Raw genomic sequence first — 15,692 nt, 5'->3', positions numbered from 1 at the left:
CCTGCCGCGATCGCTTCAAGCTCCTCTTGCGGACACGTCCGGAAGAGGACGCGATCTCAGAGGTGCAGCAGGCTCCAGTCGATGATCACCGCCAGCGCCGTGTAGAGGGCGGCGACGGCTCCGATCGCCTTCCCGGCCCGGTCCAGGTCGTCCTGCGGGTCCGGCCGCACATCCGCGACGACGCGCAGCACGGCCCCGAGCACGGCTATCACCGTGATGGCGAGGATCCAGACCTTGAGCGCGAAGTGCGCATCGGCCGCCATCAGCGTCAGCGACCCCACCGGGACCAGCACCGCGAAGATCGACACCAGCACCAGTAGGCAGCCGCGGCGCGTGAGGTCGGTCGGTCCGAAGGATCCGCCCCGGAGCCACGCGCGGAGCCGGTCCCGCGCGGTCGCGTCGGTGGACGGCCGCTCCTCGGTGGTCTCGGTCACCGACGTGCGCCGACAGCGATGAGCGGGATCACGGGCATCGCGGCGACTCCTGTGGTCGGGGAACCTCCCGATTGTCCCGACGCGGCCCCGTCGCGGCAAGATCCGCTTGCGGACACGTCCGGAAGCGGACGGCGCGGCGTTCACCGAGCGTTCGCCCCATTCGGCACCCATCAGGGGGAGTCTTGTCGTATGGCGAAGAAGCTCTGGATCTCTCTCGGCGCTCTGCTCGCGATCGGCCTCGGCGGTGCGGCGATCGTCGTCTTCGTGTGGATGATCGACGAGACGCACTTCGACCGGCCCGACGAGGGCTTCGACCGGCTGACCGCGCAGGTCGAGAGCCTCCCGGGTGCGAGCGTCGACGGCAGCGAGCGCTGGGTCGAGGCGCCGACATTCTCGGATCCGACCTCGTGGATCGGCCTGAGCGTCGACGAGGCCGGACTGGCCGAGGTGATCGACACCTCCTGCGCCTCGCCGTACCCGAGTGAGGTGATGTGGACGCTGCGGGTGCGGACCGACGGCGGGAACTCGGTCACGGTGAACAGCCCGGCGGAGGGAGCCGCGGCGTCGGGCCCCTGCCTCGACTCCGGTCTCGACGCCGCGGCGCTCGCCGAGCGGATCGGCGGCGCCGCGCAGGACCTGGAGCTGTACGCCTCGAATGCGCCCGACGGCCCGTTCGCGCTGGTCGCTCTCGAGGAGGGCTCGGTCCTCGACGACGACGCCGCCCGGATCTCCGCCCTCCTCCCGCTGGTCACCCACGCCGAGGCCCTGCGGGACGCCGCGGGAGTCGACTCGACGGTGTCGGTCGACATCGGCGGTTCGCTGCTCAGCGTCCTCGTCGAGCCGGGGGAGTCGGAGCGGTACCGCGCCCTGCTCGACCGCCTCGTCGACGAGCACGGGGTCACGCGGTACTACGCCGACGGCGGCAATCAGATCGACGGAGTCGCGAAGGTGCAGATCGTCGCGCCCGACGACCAGCACGCCGCGATCGAGGCGGCCGTCCGCGACTCCGGACTGCACATCGCCGACCTGCCGGTGCGCTTCCTCGAGCCCTGACGGAGTGCGCGGCTCAGGCGCGTTCCACGGGCAGCCACAGCTCGCAGGTGGCGGTGCTGAAGTCGTCGGAGCGGTCCAGGACCGCGACGATCGACGGCCCGGGTCGGAGCCTCCAGGGCTGCGAGGGGAACCACTGCGTCGCGGTGGCCGCCCACGCCGCCTGCAGGGCGTCCGGGTGGGGGCCCTCCGTCCGGAACACCGCCCAGGTTCCGGCGGGGACCTCGATCGCAGCGAGATCCCGGGGCGTCGCGGTCGTGCCGTCGACGGCGACTCCGTGGAGGTACGTCAGCTCGCTGCCCTCCGCGTAGTCCGGATCGACGTCGGCGCTGACCTGGAGCAGGCCCGCCGGCTCCGTGCTGCTCAGCTCCTTCAGCCGGGCGTGCGCCGACGGGGGCAGCGCGGCGATGTGGGCCTGGATGTGCGGATTGACCCCGTGGTGCAGGAGCGGGACACGGGCGGCGTGGCCGATGAGGCGGAAGGCCGGTCGGTCGGCGATGCGGGTGTGCAAGACGGTCGTCCCTTCTACGGTCAGGTGGAACCTGAGCTGCGGTTGCGTGCGAAGGGGGCCGCCGTCTCGGCGCACGTCGCCGGGGCCGGCGCCGTGCACGGATCTGAACGCTCGACCGAAGGCCTCGGTCGAGCCGTATCCGTAGCGCACCGCGATGCCCAGCAGGTCGCCGGTCCCGAGCACGTCGGCTGCGGCGACCGTCATCCGGCGACGGCGCACGTACTCCGAGAGCGGCATGCCGGCCAGTGACGAGAACATCCGGCGGAGGTGGTACTCCGTCGTGCCGAGCTCGGACGCGAGTCCGGCGACGTCGATCTCGTCGGTCAGCCGGTCCTCGACCAGCTCGACGAGGGTGTTCAGTTCTGCGATCACGGCTCCCCCTTCGAGATCCAGACTCGCCGGTGCTCCCGACCGGCACCCTACTCATCCGGTCCGATCCGATCGGCCTGCCGGTGCCCCTGCCGCACGGGCGTCCGCGGGGCTAGCCTCCGAGGGCGGACGCACCGGCGCGCCGCAGTGGAGGACGAGGAGAGCGACCGTGTCGATCATCGTGACTGTTCCCGAATCGGAGGCGGCGGGCTCGGTGGCCGAGCTCTACGCCGACGACGTGCACGACCAGGGCTCCGTGGCGGCCCACACGAAGGTGCTGGGTCTCAATCCCGGCGCCCTCCTCGCCTGGAACGAGCTGAGCAGGGCGATCACCGCGCAGATGGATCGCCGGCGCTACGAGCTCGTGACCCTGGCGGCCGCCCGTGGGGCCCGCTCGGCGCACTGCCTGCTCGCGCACGGCCGCGTCGCCTCGCGGTACCTCCCCGAGGAGCAGCTGATCCGCATCGCGCGCGACTTCCGCGACGCCGGGCTGACCCCCGCCGAGGTCGCGATGATGGAGTTCGCGGAGCGGATCAGCAGGGACGCGGCCGACATGACGGAGGCGGACAGTCTCCGGTTGCGCGAGGCCGGCTTCACCGATCGCGAGATCGTCGACATCGCGCTCGCCGCCGCGGCCCGCAACTTCTACAGCCGCGCGGTGCAGGCGCTCGCCGTCGAGGTCGAGCCGCCCGGCGACGTCAGCGCCGAACTGCAGTCGGCCCTCGTCGACGGGCTGTAGCCCGGCGCGTCGATGTCAGAGGAGGTCGAGGCCGCCCCAGTCGAGGATCACCGCGAGCGCCGTGAAGAGGGCGGCGACGGCTCCGATCACTTTCCCGGCCCGATCGAGGTCGCTCCGCGGGGTGGGCCGGGCGTCCGCGATCACGCGCAGCGCCGCTCCGACGAGGGCGACCACGGTCACGGCGAGCACCGACACCTTCAACGCCAGGTGCACCTCGACCGACAGCAGCGTCAGACCCACGACGGGGACGATGACGACGACGACCGACAGGAGGACCAGGAGCACTCCGCGGTGGGAGAGCTCGGTCGGCCCGAAGGCGCCTTCTCGGAGCCACGAGCGGAGGTCGCGCGGTTCAGTCGCGACGGCGGTGCCCGAGTCGGAGGCGCCGGGCTGGGTCTCGATCAACGACGTCCTCCTCTCGGCGCTTCGTGGGCCGGCGTCTGCCACGGACATGCGCTGGTGTCGAGTGTCGCGACGCGGGCTCCCCGCGGGCAAGTGCCGCTTGAGGACACGTCCGCAAGCGGACGGCGCCGGCTCGTCAAGCGCGTGCGGCCTTCACGTACGCGACTATCGCGTTCGCGTGCCCGTGGCCCAGCCCGTGCTCGTCCTTCAGCCAGGCGACGACCTGCATGTGCGGCACTTCGTCGAGCTTCGCGTCAGCGAGGTCCAGCCACTCCTGGATCGGGCGCTCGTAGGTGCGCTCGATGCTCGCGAAGTACGACGCGGGCCCCTTCGGCTTCGACCCGTCGGCGGGCGGCTCCGGGGCGAGGACTCGATCTGCAGGCATGTCGTCACCGTAGCGAGCACCCGCCACCGCCGTCGAGGGCCGCCGCGCTCACGGGATGAGCCGCCGGTCGCGGAGGTCCTGGAAGATGCGCAGGAGCATCGCCTCGCTGTCGACGTACTCGTGGAACCCGGCCCGTCGCGACTTCGAGGTGTCGGCGAGGACGTCGTAGTCCCAGCCGAAGACGAAGTCGCCGAACCGCCACGAGGACACCTCCGAGTACGGGGTCCTGACGAGACCGTGGCGCAGGGTCATCGCGTCCCACAGCGGCCCCTTGTCGGCCATGACCTCGGTCAGGCTCATCGGCAGCGGAGGGGCGGCGTCGAGGTCGAAGAACGCCGCGATCGCGGGCCACATCCTCGACCAGCGGAACAGGTCGCCGTTGGTGATGTTGTACGCCTGGTTCCGGGTCTCGGGCGTCGTCGCCGCCCAGGTGATCGCCCGGGAGAGCAGATCGGCGTCCGTCAGCTCGATCAGCGCGGTGTAGGCGCCGGGGCGGCCCGGGAAGCGCAGCGGGATGCCGAGCTCCTTGCTGATCGAGGCGTAGACCGCGATGACCATCGCCAGGTTCATCGGGTTGCCCAGCCCGACTCCCGCCACGACCGACGGCCGGAGCGCCGACCACGTCCAGGTGGCGCCCGCCTGCCGGCGCTCGAGGAACTGCTGCTGGTCGACGTTGAACTCGGGCGGCATGTGCCCGGGGTCGTCCTCCTTCGCCGGCGTCGAGAACGGCCCGAGGTGTGCGCCGTAGACCTTGTACCCCTGCATCAGGCCGATGTGCTCCAGTCGGGCGGCGACGGGCTCGATCGCGTCGACGACGTTCGTCAGCATCGCGAGGTTCGGCTCGACCAGCTCGGCCCAGGTCGGCCTGTCCTGGTAGGCGGCGTAGAAGACGTGGGTCACCTCGGTCAGATCGCGCAGGCCCTCCGCCGTCGCCGCCCTGTCGAGCAGGTCGATCGACCTGTGGCGGACGACGCCCGCATCGGCTCCTCCGCGCCGGGAGAGTCCGATCACGTCCCAGCCGCCCTCCCGCTCGAGATGCTCGATCAGGTTGCCCCCGATCACTCCCCGTGCCCCGACCACCAGTGCCGTCCGTCGTGTCATGCCGCCTCCATCGTTGAATCGTGATCTACCGATTTAAGGAGTAGCACAGCATCGGTACATCGCGATACTGCGATATAGTCGTCGGCATGGCGGAGCTGACGGACGAGCAGATGGTGGCGGCCTTCAAGGCCCTCGGTCACCCGACCCGGCTCGCGATCCTCGGCTGGCTCGGCGAGCCCGAGACGTTCCCCCCGCAGGACAGGCCGGCCGAAGAGGTCGGAGTGTGCCTCAAGCACATCCAGGCGCGGGCCGAGGTCTCGCAGTCCACCGCCTCGCAGTTCATGGCGACGCTGCAGCGGGCGGGCCTGGTGACCTGCACGCGGATCGGACAGTGGTCGCACTACCGCCGCAATGAGGAGGTCCTCAGCGCCCTCGGGCACGGGCTCGTCTCGCGCGTCTGAGGGGTCACCTCTGCCTCGCCGAGCCCGAGCTCAGGCCGAGCTCTCCCGCACGACGAGCTTCGGCGCCGCGGTGTACTCGCCCGCCGGCTCGGTCCCGCCGGCGATGCGGTGCACCAGCCGCTCGACGGCCGTGCGGGCCATGTAGGCGTGGTCGGGATCGATGGTGGTCAGCCTCGGGATGGTGTACTCGCCCTCGATGATGGCGTCGAACGCGGCGACGCGGACGTCCCCCGGCACCGCGACGCTCCGGTCCGCGAGGCCGCGGAGGACGCCGATGCCGACCGTGTCGGTGATGCAGAACACCCCGTCGAAGGCGATCCCGCGGTCGATGATGTCGCGGATCCCCTCGGCGCCGCCCGTCATCGTGAACTCCGAGACGTTCACGTGCAGATCGGGGTCGACGGGCAGCCCGGCGTCGCGATGGGCGCGCCGGTAGCCCTCGAGGCGGAGGCTCGAGACGTCGACCTCGTCGTGCTCCGGGTTGTCGACCATGACGATGCGCCGGCAGCCGCGCTCGATCAGGTGGGCGACCGCGGTGCGGGCGCCCTCGACGTTGGCCATCGCGACGTGGTCGACGGGCCCCTCGAAGATGCGCTCGCCGAGGATGACGAGCGGATGATCGACGCGCAGCAGCTCGGTGTCGGCGGCGCCGAGACCGACGGTGCTGAGGATGATGCCGTCGTAGAGGCGCTTGCGCGACGAGGCGAGCGCCTCGAGCTCGTTCTCGCGCCGGGCACCGGTCTGCTCGATCACGACCCGGAGGCCGTGCTTCTCGGCGGCGGTGATGATCTCGGCGGCGAGGCGGCCGTAGTAGGGGCGATCGATCTCGGGGACGGCCAGGCCGATGGTGCCGGTCCGTCCGGTCCGGAGGTTGCGGGCAGCGACGTTGACGCGGTAGTCGAGCCGGGCGATCACGCCGAGCACGTGCTCCCGGGTGCTCTCGCGCACATGCGGATGCTCGTTCAGGACGTGCGAGACGGTCATGGGGGAGACCCCCGCCTCCTTCGCCACGTCGTGGATCGTCACCATGTCGCGCCTCCTCGCGTCGATCGTCCCACGCCGGCCGGCAGCAGCGAGCGGAGGCGGTCGGCCTCGTCGCGATCGAGCGCGAGCAACGAGCCGTGCCGCGCGTCGGCGGGGAGGCGGGCGCCCCTGACCGGCTCGAACGCGCCGGAGCGCGGGTCGTCGCTGACGAACACGCGGTAGCCGCGCAGCCCGAACTCGTCGATCAGGAGCCAGGTCCGCTCCCCGTCGGGCGAGGAGGCGACCGCGGGGCCCTCGCCCTGCGCCAGTTCGGGGGTGCCGATGCCGGAGCGCACGGTTTCGAACGGACCGTCGAGCGAGGGGCCGCGCGCGAGGGTGATCGCGCTGACGCCTCCGACGCTCTCGGCCTCGACGGTGAAGCGGAGCCACTCGTCGCCCCGCTCGAGGAAGGCGGCGTCGATGACGTCGCGCCCCGTGTCGAGGGCGACCCGCGCCGGCGAGAAGGCGGCGAAGTCGGGGGTCTCGACCACGAGGATCCGCTGGTGCGCGGCCGCCCGGCGATCCGACTCCGGAGCGAACAGGCCCGAGGAGAAGAACACCAGCCAGCAGCCGCGCTCGGTGCTCCAGTACGCCTTCGGCGCCCAGGCGTTGCCCGCCGCCTCGGGGGCCACCTCGTGCAGGGAGGCGTCGCTCCAGTCGACGAGATCGCTCGAGTGCCAGACCAGGATCGAGCGGCTCCCGCGTCGGACGGCCCGGTGCCAGTCGCCGTCGGGCCAGGTCCGCAGGTCGGTCGCGACCATGATGAACCGGTCCGTCGCCGCGTCGCGCACCAGGAACGGATCGCGGGCACCGCGCTCGCCGACCCGCGGCACCGGCACCTCGATCGGGAGCGGGAGGAACGACTCCGGAGTCGCCCCCTCGCTCACCGCCAGTCGCACCCGCTCGCCGTCCTCGCGCTCACCGGGGAGGAAGTAGGCGAGCAGGAATCCGGTCATCCCTTCACGCTGCCCGAGACCAGGCCGCCGACGATGTGCTTCTGCATCGCGATGAAGAACACCACCATCGGCAGCAGCACGATCACGCTGAGCGTCAGGAACGCGGGCCAGTTCACGCCGAACTGCCCGACCGCCTTGTAGACCTGCAGCACCAGGGTCTGCTTCTCGGGCGAGCTGATGAACACGTTCGGAGTGATGAAGTCGTTCCACACCCACATCGTCTGGAACACGCCCACCGTGATGAGGATCGGGCGGATCAGCGGCAGCACGATGCGCCAGTAGATCTGCCACGGTCCGGCGCCGTCGATGCGTGCCGCCTCGAAGATCTCGAGCGGCAGCGACTTCATGTACCCCTGGATCAGGAAGTAGCAGAAGATCGAGCCCGCGGCGTAGAGCAGGATCAGGCCCTCGAGGCTGTCCACGAGACCGGCGCCGGCGAGCAGCCGGTAGAGCGGGATCAGCGTCGCCTGACCCGGCACGAGGAACGCGATGATCAGGACCACGGAGGCGACCCGGGTCACGACCGTCTTGCGCAGCAGCATCGCGTAGGCGGCCATCGACCCCACGAGCAGCATCAGGGCCACGGAGGCGACGGTCACGTAGAGCGTGTTCGCGAAGGCTCCGAGGATGGGGACCGAGGCGAACACGTCCGCGTAGTTGCTCGGGTCGAAGGTGCTCGGCAGGGCGAACGGGGCGCTCGACACCTCCTGCTGCGTCTTCAGCGTGCTGACGACGATGTAGTAGAAGGGAGCACCGACGAGGGCGGCGAGCGCGATCATGCCGACGCTGGTGAGCGCGCTGCCCCAGCGGCGGCGGCGCCGAGCGGGCCCCGCCGGGCGTCGGCGCCGGGGCGGCTCGAGCTCGAGGGCCGGGGCGGGGTCCTTGATGAGGGTGGTCATGAGGTCCTCTCCTCGAAGCGGCGCGAGATGAGCAGCTGGACCGCGACGATCGAGCCGACGACGAGCAGGAACACCACGGCGAGGGCCGAGGCCTTGCCGAACTGCGCCTGCGCGACTCCGTTCTGGATGATCGACTGCGTGATCGTGTAGGTCGAGAACCCCGGCCCGCCCTTGGTCAGGGTGAACGGGAGGTCGTAGACCTTCAGCCCGCCCGTCATCAGGAGGAGGGTGCTCACCGTCACCGCGGGGGCGAGGAGGGGGAGCGTGATCGAGAAGAACCGGCGCGGGGCCGACGCTCCGTCGATGCGGGCGACCTCGTAGTAGTCCTCCGGGATCGACTGCAGGTAGGCGAGGTAGAGGATCGCGTGCCAGCCGGTGCTCGACCAGACCCCCACGACGATCACGGAGAGCTGCGCCAGGGCACCGTTCGAGAGCCAGGGCACCGGACCGAGCCCGGCGACGGCCTCGAGGACGCGGTTGATCGCTCCGGAGCCGAGCGGGGACAGGATGAGCCCCCAGACCAGGCCGAGGATCGCGATGCTCGGGATGGCCGGGAAGAAGAGGATCGCGCGGACGGCTCCGCGGCCGACGAAGGGCCGGTTGAGCACGAGCGCCAGCGGGATCGCCAGCGCCGTGACGATCGCCGTGGTGCCGAGGCTGTAGGTGAGGGTGAAGACGAGCCCGGCGAGCATCGCCGGGTCGCGGAAGATGCTGACGTAGTTGGCGAAGCCGACGAAGTCGGAGTCGACCGAGTACCCGTCGAAGTTCGTCAGGCTGAAGTAGAACGACTGCGCCAGCGGCACGGCGAACAGGAGTGCGAAGACGAGCAGGATCGGCACCAGGAACATCCCGGTGCTGATGGTCTCGCGTCGGCGGAGCGGAGAGGCGGGGCGCCGGAGCGCGAGGGCTCCGGCGCCGCGGGTGGCGGTGTGGGCGGTCATCCGAGGCCCGGGCTCAGCCCTGCGACTCGAGTCGCGCCTGGAGGGCGGCGGCGACGTCAGCGGGAGTGGACTGCCCCTGAGCGAGGAGCTGGATCTGCGCCACGGCCTCGGTGTTCAGCGCGTCCTGCTCGCGCGGCCAGGCGATCTGCGGGAGGTAGAACTCGCCCGCCTGCAGACCTGCCAGGTTGGGCTCGAGCGCGGGGTCGATGACGGGCGAGTAGTTCGTCGTGGTGGTGAGCGCCGAGGTGCCCTCCTGGTAGATGCGGACGCCCTCCTCGCTGCCGAGGAAGGTGAGGAACTCCTCCGCCTCGGCCGTGTGCTCGGTCTTGGAGTTGATGGCGAAGCCGGGCGACGCGGCGCCGGCCCAGTATCCCTGGCCGTCGAGCGTCGGGAACGGAGCGAAGGCGACATCGAGGTCGGGCGCCTTCTCGCGCACGGCGGGGAGGTTCCAGGGGCCGGCGGACATCATCGCGACGCGACCGTTGGCGAACTCGTCGACGATCTGGTCGCCGGTCAGGCTGACGACGTCCTGGCTCATCAGGCCGCTCGTGAGCAGCTCGCTCCAGGCCGTCAGCGGCTCCTCCCAGAGGTCTCCGAACTCGGCGGATCCGTCGAAGATCGCAGCGTCCACCTCACCGCCCTGCTCGGCGTCGGCCGAGCCGACGAGGGCCGAGACGCCCAGCGGGATCTGCGAGGCGGAGTCGTAGTACGGCGTGACTCCGGAGTCCTTCACCGTCTTCAGCACGTCGAGGAACCCGTCCCAGTCGGTCGGGATCTCGGTGACGCCGGCGGCCTCGAGGAGCGCGCGGTTGTACAGGATGCCGCCCGCCCACGAGGAGGTGGACATCCCGTAGGCCTTGCCGTCGGCGCTGTACGTCTCGGTGTTGTACGGCGACATCGCCGACATGAAGGGCTCGTCGGTGAGGTCCTTCACGAAGCCGCCCTCGATGAGGTTGGTCTTGTTCTCGGCCGCGATGATGAAGACGTCGGCGGCGTTGTTGCCCGCGAGGCGCGTCTGGAGCGTCGAGATGTACTCGGCGACGGGCGGGGCGTTCGAGAACTCGATCTCGATGTCGGGGTGGGCGGTCTCGAAGGCGTCGATGACCGGCGTCATCGTCGCCTCGTTGTCCCACGAGAAGAAGCTCAGCGTGGTCTTCCCGTCGGAGGCGCCCGAGGCGCCGCAGGCGGTCAGGGAGAGAGCGGCCGCGGCGGCGACGACGAGAGCCGCCGAACGGGTGGTGCGGGAGCGATGCGACATTGCATACCTCTGTTCTGTGTGTTCTGTGGAGGGGGTCAGTGGTCTGTTCTGTGTGTTCTGTGGAGGGGGTCAGTGGTCGGTCGGAGTCAGGGGGAGGCGGAGGTGCTCGTGGCGCGGGACCACCGGGACGAGGCGGTCGCCGTCGTGCACGAGCAGGTCGAAGACGATCTCGCGGTGCACCCCGTCGCCGTCGGGGATGGCGAAGCGGTGGTACGCGATCACCCACTGGTCGGTGCCCGGGACGGGGGTGATCGAGTGGTGGCCGGTGGCGAGGATCCCGATCGCGGTGTTCTTCTCGAGCAGGACGCCGCCGTCGGTCCACGGGCCGTACGGAGTCGGGCCGACGGCCCAGCGCACGCGGTAGTCCTCCTCGCGGGTGTCGTTCTCGGACCACGTGAGGAAGTAGGAGTCGCCCTGGCGGTGCAGGTGAGCGGCCTCGCGGAATCCGGTGGGCACCCACGAGTGGACGTCCGCCTCGTCGAACGACACGAGATCGTCCGCGAGCCGCACGAGGTGCGCGACGCCGTTGCCCCAGAGCAGGTACACAGTCCCGTCGTCGTCGCGGAAGACCGACGGATCGATCGCGACGCCCTCGAACCGGCCGGCCGTCACGAGGGGGGCGCCGATGTCGGTGTACGGCCCGGCCGGGCCGGAGGCGCAGGCGACTCCGATGTTGTTGCCCGCGGTGAAGTAGAGGTAGTGGGTGCCGTCGGCCTCGATGGCGGAGGGGGCCCAGGCGAACGAGTCGGCCCAGGCGACGTCGCGGCCCAGCTGCAGGATCTCGCCGTCGTCGGTCCACTCGACCAGGTCGTTCGAGGAGTAGGAGCGGAACGCGCTCGCGCCCCAGCCCTCGATGCCGTCGGTCGTGGGGAAGAGGTGCCAGCGCCCGCCGATCACCACGAGCGACGGGTCGGCCAGGAAGCGCTGCAGGGGCGAGGGCGAGGGCGCCGCCGTCGTGTCGTTCATCGCACTCCTTCGTGCTGCCGTTCCTGTATCGGTACAGGATTTGTGTATCGATACAGTACGAAGCGCCGGAGACCGTGTCAAGAGACCTGGTCTCCGCTCCGTCGGACAGGACCCGTCGCTACGCTGACCGGCGTGAGTCCAGCCGCGTCGATCCCTCCCGCGAGAGGGCTGCTGCGTGTCGCCGTCGGCGTCTGCGCGATCGCCATGATCGGGTACGCCTTCGGCCTGAGCGTCGCGGCGGGAGACGCGAATCCGTTCGACTACTTCGGCTACTTCACGAATCAGACGAGCCTCTTCGTGAGCGTCCTGCTCGTCGCATCCGGAGGGCTCTCGCTGGCGCAGCGCCGAGCGCCGTCGTAGCTGAACTCCCTCCGCGGAGCGGCGACCACCTACCTGATCGTCGTCGCGGTGATCTACAACACCCTCGTCCCGGGGACCGGTTCAGCACCGCCGTGGGTCAGCGCCGCGCTCCACGTCGTGCTCCCCGTGATCGCCGTGCTCGACTGGGCTCTCGTCGACGACAGGCGCCCGCTCGCGTGGCGGCGGCTGTGGAGCGTCCTCGTCTACCCGCTCGTCTGGCTGATCGTCGTCCTCACTCGAGGAGCCACCGACGGCTGGGTGCCCTACGGCTTCCTGCTCCCCGAGAACGGGATCGCGTCACTCGCGCTCCACATCATCGGGCTGATGGTCGCCGTGGTCGCCGCGGGCGCGCTCGTCTGGGCGATGAGCAGGCTGCGGATCGGTCGACGCGCACCCTGAGGGGGAGGTCCACCTCGTCCATCACGCCTGCTTCATCGCAGGCTGACGGCTCTGCGGGTCAGGCCCAGGTCCACGACGCGAGGATCGACTCCGAGAGGTCCTCGCGGGCGTCGTCGTCGACGGTCGGGCTGAACGAGAACGTGACGACGTACGTCTGGTCGTCCTGGGTGAGGTAGTACTGCTCGATGCTGTACGACGCGCCCTGCGAGGTGAGCGCCGCGCTCAGGTGGGCCGACTCCGTGCCCGCGACCTGCACCCGGTCCTGCACCTCGACGTCGGTGGCGCCGGCGCCGGTGAGCTCGTCCTTCCCGGCCGTCTCGACCTGGTCGGGCGTGACTGCTCCGGAGGGGCTCAGGACGACGTTGACGTTGTCGGAGAATCCGTCGGTGTCGGTGAGGTCGGCGGCGAGGGTGTCCGCGCCGATCGTCGAGGGGTCCGTGTCGGGGATGTCCCAGCCCTCCGGTACGGAGTAGCTGTAGCCGTCACCGGTGACCTGCACGCCCGCGGCCGCGGCGGCGTCGATCTCGTCGGCGTCGGAGCCGCTGCCGGTGGTGGAGGAGCAGGCGGTGAGGAGGGCGGCGACCGCGACGGTCGCCCCGAGGCGCAGGAATCGAGACATCATGCCTCCACAGTAAACCGACTGGTTCCCTCGGCGTGGTTCCTCGTGCGCCTCGCACGTGGCGTCAGCTCGCTGACGATCGTGCCGGCGACGATCAGCGCGGCGCCGAGGATCGCGAAGGCAGGGAGGCGGTCGCCGGCCAGCCGTCCGACGACTCCGCCCCACACCGGCTCGGCCGCGTAGATGATCGTGGCGCGGGCGGGCGAGACGGAGCGCTGCGCCCAGTTCATCGTGAGCTGGATCAGGCAGCTGCTCGCCCCGAGCGCGAGCGCCGCGACGAGCCAGACCCACGAGAACGCCGGGATCGACTCGCCCGTGAGGGGCATGAACGCGAACGAGAGCGTCCCCGCGACGAGCAGCTGCACCACCGTCACCCGACCGAGATCGACGCGGCCGGCGAAGACGCTGATCAGGATGATCTCGGCCGCGATCGGGAGGGTGCTGATGAGCGTCGCGACCTCGCCGGCACCGAGCCCCATCCCCGTCTGAGGGCCGGCGATCAACAGGAGCCCTGCGAAGGCGAGCGCGACTCCCACGAAGGTCAGTGCTCTCGGCCGCTTGCGGAAGACGATCCACTGCATCAGCGGTACCAGCGGCACGTACAGCGCGGTGAGGAAGGCCGACGTGCTGCTCGGGATCGTCTGGAGGCCGTAGGTCTGGAGCCCGTAGCCGAGGAAGATCATCGCTCCGATCGAGGCTCCGGCGCCCAGATCGATCCTCCTCATACCGCGGAGAGACCGGTGGAACACCACGGCGCTGATGAGTCCCGCGGCGACGAATCGCACGCCCACGAAGAACAGCGGCCCGCTGTGCTGCATCGCGATGTGGACTGCGAGGAAGGTCCCGCCCCAGACGGCGGTGATGCCGATCAGCGCCCATTCGGGCCGGGAGAACCGGATCTGCATCCGCGATGTGCGCAACATTCTGCTCATTCTAGAGTGCAGAATTCTGCACAGTGCAGAATAGTGCGCATGTCACCCGCCGCCGTCCTCGCGCACCTCGGCAGCAACCTGCGCAGCGCCCGGCAGCACGCGGGGTTGAGCCAGTCGGCTCTGGCCGAGCGCTCCGGCATCAGCCGTCGCACGATCGTCGCCGCCGAGGCGGGCGAGGCCAACATCAGCCTGACCGGAGTCGACCGCCTCGCTCTCGCGCTCGGCACCACCTTCACCGCGCTCGTCGCCGCGCCGGGAGCGTCGCCCGCCGACATCGACGAGGTCGCCTGGCGGGGTGAGCACTCGCAGAGCGTCGCCGTGATGCGGTCCTCGGTCCCGGCCCGAGCGGAGGCGCAGCTCTGGACCTGGACGCTCGGCCCGGGAGACCGCTACGACGCCCAGCCCGACCCGGAGGGCTGGCACGAGATCCTCCTGGTCACCGCTGGAGTGCTCCTCCTCGAGCGCGGCGACGGAGACGTCTCGCTGGCCGCCGGCCGGCACGTCGCGTTCTCGACCGCGCAGCCCTACGCCTACGCGAACGCGAGCGCCGACGACAGCGTCACCTTCACCCGCATCGTCGTGAGCTGAGCCGGCCGCCCATCGCGCTGGGCGACCCGGACGTGCCCTTCCGTACACTGGCCGACGACGTCGACGCCCCTGGGAGGGGTGAACGGCGCGCGACGCCGGGGGAGGCCGAACGATGACGACGAACGAGCGCGGTGTCCGGCACGGACGCCTCCGGGCCCGCTCGGGAGCCCGCACCCTGCTCCTCGCAGTGGCTGCCTGCGTCGGAGTCCTCGCGGTCAGCGGGACGTCGATCGTCGCGATCGCGTCGGCGAGCATCAGCCGCAACGTCACCGAGAACTCCGTCGATCTCGGCGTCGCGCCGTCGGCCGAGCCCGAGGCGGTGCAGCTCGGAGCGATCGAGGGCGGCTTCAACGTCCTCGTCGTCGGGACCGACAACGATGCCACCCAGGGCGATCAATTCGGGGAGCGCGACGCGACCCTCAACGACGTGAACATCCTGCTGCACGTCTCGGCCGACCACCGCAGCGCGACCGTCATCAGCTTCCCCCGCGACCTGATCCTCGACCGCCCCGAGTGCACCGATCCCGAGACCGGCACCGTGACGGAGGCGGACGACGGCGTGCCGCTCAACTCCACGTTCCAGTACGGCGGCCTGGCCTGCGTGAACGACACTCTGCAGCAGTTCACCGGCCTCTCCGTCCCCTACGCCGGCTGGGTCTCGTTCAACGGCGTCATCGAGATGAGCAACGCGGTCGGGGGAGTGCCGATCTGCCTCGCCGGGCCGATCCTCGACACCGACTCCGGCCTCGACCTCCCCGCGGGTACGACCACCGTCTCCGGCGCCACCGCCCTCGCGTTCCTCCGCACCCGTCACGGAGTCGGCGACGGCAGCGACCTGAGCCGGATCTCGTCGCAGCAGCAGTACCTCGCGTCGCTGATGCGCACCGTCCGCTCGGCCGACACCCTGTCGAACTTCCCCGCCCTCTACGGTCTCGCGCACGCGGCGTCGTCGAACCTGCACCTCTCGACCACGATGACGAGCCCGGCGACGATGATCTCGCTCGCGCTCGCGCTGAAGGACGTCGACCTCTCGCAGATGGTGTTCGTGCAGTACCCGGCGCTCGACGACCCGGACTACCCCGGCAAGGTCGTCCCCGACTCCGTCCTCGGTGCCGAACTGATGACGCGGGTCCTCGCCGACCAGCCCGTGACCCTCGCGACGACGCCCACCGAGGCGCCCGCGGCGCCGGTCGAGACGGAGGCGCCTCCCGAGACGGAGGCGCCTCCCGAGACGGAGGCGCCTCCCGCGACGGAGGCGCCGGCCGCCCCCGCCGCCGAGGCGCTCACCGCTCCCGGCCAGACGGCCGCCGAGGAGACGTGCGCCGTCCCCAACGACTGACGACCTCCGGTCGCAGCTCG

20 protein-coding genes are annotated in these 15,692 nt (G+C 70.7%); 7 read left to right on the top strand and 13 right to left on the bottom strand.

The window, feature by feature from the left end; all coding sequences use genetic code 11:
* Positions 1-56 precede the first annotated feature (56 nt).
* Positions 57-434, bottom strand: coding sequence for a hypothetical protein (locus ASG06_RS03285; RefSeq protein WP_056038420.1), 378 nt, complete (start codon positions 432-434; stop codon positions 57-59).
* Positions 435-623: 189 nt separating this feature from the next.
* Here ASG06_RS03285 and ASG06_RS03280 point away from each other — a divergent pair, with 189 nt between their 5' ends.
* A complete protein-coding gene (locus ASG06_RS03280) occupies positions 624-1,487 on the top strand; it encodes a hypothetical protein (protein ID WP_056038418.1) in 864 nt (287 codons plus the stop codon).
* A 13-nt stretch (positions 1,488-1,500) separates the two neighbouring features.
* Here the strand turns inward: ASG06_RS03280 and ASG06_RS03275 are convergent, their stop codons facing one another.
* A complete protein-coding gene (locus ASG06_RS03275) occupies positions 1,501-2,367 on the bottom strand; it encodes an AraC family transcriptional regulator (RefSeq protein WP_056038415.1) in 867 nt (288 codons plus the stop codon).
* Between the two features lie 166 nt (positions 2,368-2,533).
* Here ASG06_RS03275 and ASG06_RS03270 point away from each other — a divergent pair, with 166 nt between their 5' ends.
* The gene (locus ASG06_RS03270) at positions 2,534-3,103 is read left to right on the top strand and encodes a carboxymuconolactone decarboxylase family protein (RefSeq protein WP_056038413.1); all 570 of its coding nucleotides are present in this window, start codon (positions 2,534-2,536) and stop codon (positions 3,101-3,103) included.
* A gap of 15 nt (positions 3,104-3,118) precedes the next feature.
* Here the strand turns inward: ASG06_RS03270 and ASG06_RS03265 are convergent, their stop codons facing one another.
* The 3 genes from ASG06_RS03265 to ASG06_RS03255 form a co-directional block, all read right to left on the bottom strand.
* Entirely contained in the window at positions 3,119-3,508 is a 390-nt protein-coding gene (locus tag ASG06_RS03265; protein ID WP_056038410.1) for a hypothetical protein, read from the bottom strand.
* Between the two features lie 133 nt (positions 3,509-3,641).
* Entirely contained in the window at positions 3,642-3,890 is a 249-nt protein-coding gene (locus tag ASG06_RS03260) for a DUF4287 domain-containing protein (protein WP_056040432.1), read from the bottom strand.
* 48 nt (positions 3,891-3,938) lie between these two features.
* Positions 3,939-4,991 carry an SDR family oxidoreductase gene (locus ASG06_RS03255; RefSeq protein ID WP_056038406.1) on the bottom strand — a complete coding sequence of 351 codons (1,053 nt, stop codon included), beginning with the start codon at positions 4,989-4,991 and terminating at the stop codon, positions 3,939-3,941.
* 86 nt (positions 4,992-5,077) lie between these two features.
* On the opposite strand from ASG06_RS03255, the gene ASG06_RS03250 reads away from it, so the two are divergent.
* A complete protein-coding gene (locus tag ASG06_RS03250; protein ID WP_056038403.1) occupies positions 5,078-5,392 on the top strand; it encodes an ArsR/SmtB family transcription factor in 315 nt (104 codons plus the stop codon).
* A 30-nt stretch (positions 5,393-5,422) separates the two neighbouring features.
* On the opposite strand, the gene ASG06_RS03245 is transcribed toward ASG06_RS03250, so the two are convergent.
* From ASG06_RS03245 to ASG06_RS03220, 6 genes are all read right to left on the bottom strand, one after another.
* Complete coding sequence (locus ASG06_RS03245) at positions 5,423-6,421, bottom strand: LacI family DNA-binding transcriptional regulator (RefSeq protein ID WP_056038400.1); 999 nt, start codon at positions 6,419-6,421, stop codon at positions 5,423-5,425.
* A complete protein-coding gene (locus ASG06_RS03240) occupies positions 6,415-7,371 on the bottom strand; it encodes a glycoside hydrolase family 43 protein (protein ID WP_056038399.1) in 957 nt (318 codons plus the stop codon). Before ASG06_RS03240 ends, ASG06_RS03245 begins: the two co-directional genes overlap by 7 nt.
* Complete coding sequence (locus ASG06_RS03235; protein WP_082498898.1) at positions 7,368-8,270, bottom strand: carbohydrate ABC transporter permease; 903 nt, start codon at positions 8,268-8,270, stop codon at positions 7,368-7,370. Before ASG06_RS03235 ends, ASG06_RS03240 begins: the two co-directional genes overlap by 4 nt.
* Entirely contained in the window at positions 8,267-9,211 is a 945-nt protein-coding gene (locus ASG06_RS03230; RefSeq protein ID WP_082498897.1) for a carbohydrate ABC transporter permease, read from the bottom strand. The genes ASG06_RS03235 and ASG06_RS03230 overlap by 4 nt, the downstream gene beginning before the upstream one ends.
* A gap of 13 nt (positions 9,212-9,224) precedes the next feature.
* On the bottom strand, positions 9,225-10,469 hold the full coding sequence (locus tag ASG06_RS03225) for an ABC transporter substrate-binding protein (RefSeq protein WP_056038396.1): 1,245 nt from the start codon (positions 10,467-10,469) through the stop codon (positions 9,225-9,227).
* Positions 10,470-10,538: 69 nt separating this feature from the next.
* Positions 10,539-11,435 (bottom strand): family 43 glycosylhydrolase, encoded by an 897-nt coding sequence (locus ASG06_RS03220; protein ID WP_056038393.1) that lies wholly within the window; start codon positions 11,433-11,435, stop codon positions 10,539-10,541.
* A 132-nt stretch (positions 11,436-11,567) separates the two neighbouring features.
* Between ASG06_RS03220 and ASG06_RS19795 the strand changes: the two genes are divergently transcribed.
* Positions 11,568-11,795 carry a hypothetical protein gene (locus ASG06_RS19795; protein ID WP_156465837.1) on the top strand — a complete coding sequence of 76 codons (228 nt, stop codon included), beginning with the start codon at positions 11,568-11,570 and terminating at the stop codon, positions 11,793-11,795.
* Positions 11,796-12,194 carry a Pr6Pr family membrane protein gene (locus ASG06_RS19790; protein ID WP_197409374.1) on the top strand — a complete coding sequence of 133 codons (399 nt, stop codon included), beginning with the start codon at positions 11,796-11,798 and terminating at the stop codon, positions 12,192-12,194.
* A 58-nt stretch (positions 12,195-12,252) separates the two neighbouring features.
* Here ASG06_RS19790 and ASG06_RS03210 read toward each other — a convergent pair whose 3' ends face one another.
* Both ASG06_RS03210 and ASG06_RS03205 read right to left on the bottom strand, forming a co-directional pair.
* Positions 12,253-12,816, bottom strand: coding sequence for a hypothetical protein (locus ASG06_RS03210; protein ID WP_156465835.1), 564 nt, complete (start codon positions 12,814-12,816; stop codon positions 12,253-12,255).
* Positions 12,813-13,736 carry a DMT family transporter gene (locus ASG06_RS03205; RefSeq protein ID WP_082498896.1) on the bottom strand — a complete coding sequence of 308 codons (924 nt, stop codon included), beginning with the start codon at positions 13,734-13,736 and terminating at the stop codon, positions 12,813-12,815. The genes ASG06_RS03210 and ASG06_RS03205 overlap by 4 nt, the downstream gene beginning before the upstream one ends.
* A 48-nt stretch (positions 13,737-13,784) precedes the next feature.
* Here ASG06_RS03205 and ASG06_RS03200 point away from each other — a divergent pair, with 48 nt between their 5' ends.
* Positions 13,785-14,333, top strand: coding sequence for a helix-turn-helix transcriptional regulator (locus ASG06_RS03200; RefSeq protein WP_056038384.1), 549 nt, complete (start codon positions 13,785-13,787; stop codon positions 14,331-14,333).
* A gap of 112 nt (positions 14,334-14,445) precedes the next feature.
* Entirely contained in the window at positions 14,446-15,672 is a 1,227-nt protein-coding gene (locus ASG06_RS03195) for an LCP family protein (protein WP_056038382.1), read from the top strand.
* Positions 15,673-15,692 lie beyond the last annotated feature (20 nt).

Origin of the sequence: Rathayibacter sp. Leaf185 (assembly GCF_001423885.1) — a bacterium.
In the GTDB taxonomy this organism is placed as follows: Bacteria; Actinomycetota; Actinomycetes; order Actinomycetales; family Microbacteriaceae; genus Rathayibacter.
Note: the sequence above shows the minus strand (reverse complement) of the source record. Positions and strands in the feature narration are given on the sequence as shown.